The organism is Bacteroidota bacterium (genome assembly GCA_034439655.1).
In the GTDB taxonomy this organism is placed as follows: domain Bacteria; phylum Bacteroidota; class Bacteroidia; order UKL13-3; family UKL13-3; genus CANJUD01.
On the sequence record JAWXAU010000139.1, the window covers coordinates 1 to 6499 of the forward strand.

At 35.9% G+C, this 6499-nt stretch carries 5 protein-coding genes; 2 read left to right on the plus strand and 3 right to left on the minus strand.

The genetic code is table 11. The features are described 5' to 3' along the window. Nucleotides 1–209 precede the first annotated feature (209 nt). The 3 genes from SGJ10_09875 to uvrC all read right to left on the minus strand — a co-directional run bounded on the left by SGJ10_09875 (nucleotide 210) and on the right by uvrC (nucleotide 4220). Entirely contained in the window at nucleotides 210–1037 is an 828-nt protein-coding gene (locus SGJ10_09875; protein ID MDZ4758428.1) for a hypothetical protein, read from the minus strand. Nucleotides 1038–1182: 145 nt separating this feature from the next. Beyond that, nucleotides 1183–2418, minus strand: coding sequence for an anthranilate synthase component I family protein (locus SGJ10_09880; protein ID MDZ4758429.1), 1236 nt, complete (start codon nucleotides 2416–2418; stop codon nucleotides 1183–1185). Beyond that, a complete protein-coding gene (gene uvrC, locus SGJ10_09885; protein MDZ4758430.1) occupies nucleotides 2415–4220 on the minus strand; it encodes an excinuclease ABC subunit UvrC in 1806 nt (601 codons plus the stop codon). Before uvrC ends, SGJ10_09880 begins: the two co-directional genes overlap by 4 nt. Nucleotides 4221–4854: 634 nt before the next feature. Here uvrC and SGJ10_09890 point away from each other — a divergent pair. Together SGJ10_09890 and SGJ10_09895 are read left to right on the plus strand one after the other, a co-directional pair. Continuing rightward, entirely contained in the window at nucleotides 4855–5124 is a 270-nt protein-coding gene (locus SGJ10_09890) for a DUF3764 family protein (protein MDZ4758431.1), read from the plus strand. Nucleotides 5125–5499: 375 nt separating this feature from the next. Then, a complete protein-coding gene (locus SGJ10_09895; protein MDZ4758432.1) occupies nucleotides 5500–6291 on the plus strand; it encodes a DUF3050 domain-containing protein in 792 nt (263 codons plus the stop codon). Nucleotides 6292–6499 lie beyond the last annotated feature (208 nt).

Sequence of the window (6499 nt, forward strand, 5' to 3'; positions counted from 1 at the left end):
AGAAAGGGACTAATCCCCCCGCATCCCGATAATTATCGGGATTAAGCGGGGCTTTCGGGATGTAGTTCGGCATTACCATTCTACAAACCAAATCCGCCAAAGGCGGAGAACCATTATAGTTTAAGAAATGGTATAACAATAAAAAGCCCGATGTTAATTATAACACCGGGCTTTTTATATAATAAGTCCTATATTAGGTTCTAAAATTACTAGCGTTTTAACACAATGGTTTTAGAGTTTTTACCAACTGTTACCAATGCTTCATCATCGCAAGTGCCATTACCGAAATCAATGCTGCGGTCGGCCTTTCCTGCTGCGGTAAATGTAATAACGCCTTTGGTTACACGAGATTTGACACAACTAAAATCAACAATTAAGGGAGCAGTAATACTCATGGTATAAGCAATTCCACCGCGGTTGGTTCCGCTTGCACTTCCATTAATTTCATATTTATCGTCGCTCAAAATGAAGGGTGTTATTGCACCTGCGGTCATTTTGCGTGTACGGCTGGTACTCCACGTAATGGTGCCTCCGCCATTGGCTATCGTGATTTTGCCATTCTTAACTTCAATTGTCCAAGTAAGAGGAGCGGTGCAAGTTACAGTTTTGGTTAGTTCTACTTTGTTATCGTTTACATAAAAGTCCTGTGTAGTTGCAGTCATTATAGAGCCTACAGTACGAAATTTGCCACTATGTGTAATAATAATTTTACCCCTGCGGTTTTTGCCATCATTGCAGGCACAGTTTACCGGTCCAAAGTCGATTATTGCTTTTTTAGGATTGGAGTTAGAATCTATTGTTACTGTTGCACAAGGGCCAGTTAATGTTTCTGCATCTCCAGTTTTTAAATACTCACTTCCATGGGTAACCGCATCGTCACTTTGCTTAAAAATGTCGTTCTCGGTTGCTTCAGCCAGTGATTGGTCTTCGGTGGTAGTGGTATCATTGCTGTCCCACTTTTCTCTTTTACAAGCGTTGAATGTAATGGCACTAAATACGGCCAACATAAGGGTTGTTTTTAAAATGTACTTTTTCATGGTTTTAATAATTTATTTATTTGTGGGTATGATACTAAAGACAAAGCGTGGTTTAATTACGTTGCACGTTCAAATTGCAAAACTATGGTAATGATTTGAAAAATAATATTTTATAATTATTAATAAATCCTATATGACAATTACTTTACAAAATATTTAAAGTTTTTCTGATGGATTGAGTCTTTAATAGACATTCTTCGTACTCACTTAATGCATTGGCTTCATAAGTAATGGCACTGCCCGCATGAAAAGATAAATATTTACTTTCGGCATTATATATAATACTCCTTATAACTACATTAAAATCAAAGTCGCCAGTGGGTGTTATATAACCCAATGCTCCTGAATAGAAACCACGCTTGCTGTCCTCGTATTTTTCAATAAGCTCCATGGCTTTTATTTTGGGGCAACCAGTCATACTGCCCATGGGAAAAGCGTTTCTGATAATATTATATATGTTTATTTCTGGATTGGCTTCTGCGGTAACTGTAGAAATCATTTGATGCAATTTTTCAAAAGTAGCTATACCAAATAATTCTTCAACTTTCACACTTCCTGCTATACTACTTTTGGCCAAATCATTTCGCATCAAATCAACTATCATCACATTTTCGCTGCGTTCTTTTTCGTTGTGATATAATTCTTGCTTGAATTGTTCGTCTTCTTTTTCATCTTTGCCTCTTTGTATTGTACCCTTTATAGGCTGGGCAATAAGTTTATTATTTTCTTTTTTCAAAAAACGCTCCGGACTTGCACACAACAAATGATAATGGGTATGCGACAGAAAACCTGCAAATGGCGTAGGACTTGTGCTATTTAGCTTTTGCCAAGTTTCAAATGGATTTATGATAATATCTTTGGCATAGAACTCCATACAATAATTCAATTCATATACATCGCCATCTATAATATGTTGTTTTATTTTTTCAAAACTTTGTATATATCTTTCTTGAGTTGTGCGTTCGTGCAATTGTATGTTTTTTGTGGTGAAGTAATTCTTTGGAGTATAATATAATTCTTTTAGTTGTGCTTCATCACCTTTCAAGAACTTAAGCCCGTCAACCGTTTCAGCTATTACTACTTGGGGTTTAAAGAATATGATATCTGGTAAATCGCTGCCATCATAATTGTCGGATTGTAATTTTTCAATTTCGTTTTTTAAATCATAACCTAGGCAACCCATCCACCAATCATTATGATACTTCTGTTGCAATTTTTCAAAAGCATTTCCTTCATTATCTATAATAATTTCTTCCACGCCAAATCCACCCAACCATTCATAAGTACGATATCCGCAAGCATTCTGCTTATTATTATTATCGAATATACAAACAGTTTCAATGCCCGGAATGAGATGGTAAAGTTCTTCTTTGCTAATCATTTTTGCGGATTAAAATATTCATATACCAATTTTGCTTTTGCTTTTCCCACCAAGCCATCCAGCTCATCAATAGCTGCTTCTTTTATCTTTTTTACCGAACGAAAATATTTCAATAATTTCTCGGCAGTGGCGTCCCCTATCCCTTCTATATCTTCCAATTCAGTAGCTAAAGTTCCTTGATTGCGTAGCTTGCGGTGAAAGGTAATACCAAAGCGGTGAGCCTCGTCTCGCAATTGTTGTATGGTTTTTAGCGTCTCCGATTTCTTGTCAATATATAAAGGTAATTCATCGCCTGGATAATATAATTCTTCCAGCCTTTTAGCAATACCTATAATAGGAATTTTTCCAAATAAATCTAATTTTTGCAACGCATCCACTGCCGAACTTAATTGCCCCTTTCCACCATCAACTATTATAAGTTGCGGCAAAGGCAATTTCTCCTCCAACACCCTTGAATAGCGGCGTGTAATCACTTCGTGCATGGTGGCAAAATCATCGGGACCTACAACAGTTTTTACTTTATAATGCCGGTATTCTTTTTTTGCAGGCTTGGCATCTATAAAACAAACCATCGCACTTACAGGATATGCTCCTTGAAAATTAGAATTATCAAAACAGTCGATACGCTTAGGTGGATGTGGCAATCGCAGATCTTTTTGCATTTGAGCCAATATTCTATCCGAACGGACATCGGGATTTACTTTCTCATACTGTGCTAATTTATCACGCTTAAAGTATAATACATTTTTAAGCGACAAATCCAATAATTTTTTCTTATCACCTACTTTTGGAACGGTGAATATAATATTTTGATTCTCGAGTTCTATTTCAAAAGGGACTACAATTTCTTTAGAGGTATTTCCATAACGGTTTTGAATCTCTGCAATGCCCATTTGCAATAACTCTTGCGTGGTTTCATCAATTTTCTTTTTCAGTTCTATCGTTTGTGCTTGTATAATCATTCCGTTAGCCACACGCAAAAAATTGATAAATGCAAAATTCTGTTCTTCCGCAATAGAAAATACATCAAGGTTCGTAATACTTTGACTCACAATTGTGGACCGACCTTGATACTCCAACAATTTGTTATATTTTAGTTTGAGTTGATGTGCCTCTTCAAATTTAAATTGCTCGGCCGCAGTGGCCATTTGCTCTTTTAAAATATATAATACTTCACTCACATTTCCTTTCAGTATTTTGGCAATAGCTTTTATTGAAGCCATATAATCTTCTTCACTTTGGTAACCCTCACAAGGGCCTTTACAATTGCCAATCTGATATTCCAAACAAATCTTAAATTTCTTCGCTTGTATACTTTCTTCCGTCAAATTCAAATTGCAATTTCGCAGTGGATATATAGCTTTTACCAAATCAAGTATAGTATACATCATTTCTACAGATGCATACGGACCATAATATTCTGCCCCATCCCTAAACAATCTTCGTGTTGGAAAAAGTTTGGGAAAACGTTCATTGGTTATTTTGATAAATGGATAAGTTTTATCGTCCTTCAAACTCACATTATATCGTGGTTGATATTGTTTGATTAAGATATTTTCAAGCAACAGAGCATCATACTCGGTATCGACAATCGTAAACTCAATTTTATCAATAAGAGAGACCAATCTTTTGGTTTTATTGCTCTCGTAATGTTGTTTGGTAAAATAGCTACTCACCCGCTTCTTCAAGCTTTTGGCTTTACCAATATATAATAGTTCACCCTCCGCATCGAAGTATTTGTATATGCCCGGCTTCAAGGGCAGGGAACTTATAATTTGCTTAAGAGAATCTTGTGCTGGCAAGGTTAGTTATGGTTTTGCAAAAGTATATAATAATTGTGGAGTGTTGAGGGGAAAGTTTTGAAAAGTAATTATTGAATTATTTGTTTGTTAGCTTACCATTGTAATACAATAAACTAAAATTACTATGCTTTACGGTACTGTAAATATAGGCTGTACCCGAGCCGATTTGCAATCGGCTTGAGAAAGGGAATGAATTTAGAACCCAATAAATATAGTCTGGTTAAAAACCAACAACCAAGCTCGGGTTATGGATAATAAGTAAAGCAACAAACTAAAATGAGCAGACAAAGCACAACGTAAAAAGAACAACGTAGGCATACCTGCACATACCCCGATGTAGCGATTCAGTTGTTCTTCGCCGCGGCGAAGAAGCTTTACGTATCTATCAAAGTTTACAGAAGTGCTTCGATCCCGATAGGTATCGGGACGCCACCTTCTGGTAGTTGCGAAACGGTAGCAGTAATTGTAAAAGACGACAGAACAACTATAAACGACTGGCAGAACAAACATACTACAATTATTTGACTGAATATTGTAATATTGCAAACAATATAGTGGAGACCAGCATCCACTTAAAAAAACGGGGCGAAACCGAAAAGCCTTACGAGTAGGAAAAAAATAAAACAAATAAAAAATGGTAACAGTAATTCTAACTCACGAAGTGAAAAACTTCTCAGAATGGAAAAGAGCTTTTGATGCAGATGACTCTAATCGTCAACAAGCGGGTGTAAAAATAAACGGAGTTTATAACTCTATTGATAATCCTAATGTTGTAACAATTATCTCTGAATTTCCAAGTGCAGAAGCACTTAGCGGAATGATGTCAAATCCAGACATGAAAGCTACAATGGAAGCAGCTGGCGTAATTGGTGTGCCAGAAGCAAAGATTCTGAACAAATTATAATTGTATAAGTATCCAGTAAAATGCTGGTTAAATAAAACGGGACGGAAATGCTTAATAATATGGCCGTCCTTTTTTAATTTTTTTTTTTTCGAGCACATCAAGACATCGAACCTTGAATAGATTTAACACGACCAGAAAAAACAACGAACCGCTAACAGCACCTAAAAAAAAATGGCGGTGTAAGTGCGAATACAAACAGTTGTGCTACTAATAAAGTTTGTTGGGTATAGACAGTTTTGTGGTTAATGAAAATTTAGTTTTTATAATCATCCCGATAGCTATCGGAAGTGGTAAAAAATACCGCCCCTCTTGTAAGCAGCAAAACGTTAGTCAGAATTGTAAAAAGACAAACCTCAACAATATAAACAGATAAAAATGAACCAAAGAATAGAACAATTAAAAAAGGCAATTGAGCCTTTACGACAAGAAATTATTAATCATAAAGTTTATTCAAAAATCAACGACATTGACGACCTTAAGATTTTTATGCAGCACCACATTTTTGCAGTTTGGGACTTTATGTCTTTGCTTAAGACCTTACAAAACAACTTGACTTGCACAACAGTTCCTTGGTTTCCAAAAGGTACGGCAGACACTCGACACCTTATCAATGAAATTGTATTAGGCGAAGAATCAGATGTAGATTTAAGTGGACAAAGAAAAAGTCATTTTGAGTTATACATAGACGCTATGAATCAATGTGGAGCAGACACTCGACAAATTGAAATGTTCATTGAAGAAATGAAACTGACTGGAAATTTTGAAAAGGCTTTTAATATTTCAAAAGCACCACAACAAGCTCAAGAATTTGTTGACTTTACCTTTAAAATTATATCAAGAAAAAAGGATTATTTACAATCAGCTATATTCACTTTTGGTCGTGAGGACTTAATTCCAGGAATGTTCATTTCGATAATTAATGAAATTCATAAAAATTTCCCTAATGAAATTTCAATCTTTAAATATTACATTGAAAGACATATAGAAGTTGATGGCGACCATCATAGTCATCTTGCTTTGCAAATGACAGCAAATCTTTGTGGTAATAATGAGCGATTTTGGATAGAAGCAGAAAAAGCGGTAGTACAATCGTTAAAGAAAAGAATAGGATTATGGGACGGAGTATACAAACAACTGATAGAGAGAACAACTACTGCTAACAGCTAAGGTTTCGTTGCGTCCAACGGACGAACGATGAAACCTATGATGCACGGAATCCCGATAGGCATCGGGATCGTTTTTATTTTATAGGGATTGGGGTTAATACCATTCCTTAAACTATAATAGTTCTCTGCCTGTGGCGGATTAATTTTGTAGAATGGTAATGCCGAACTACATCCCAAAAGCCCCACTTAATCCCGATAATTATCGGGAT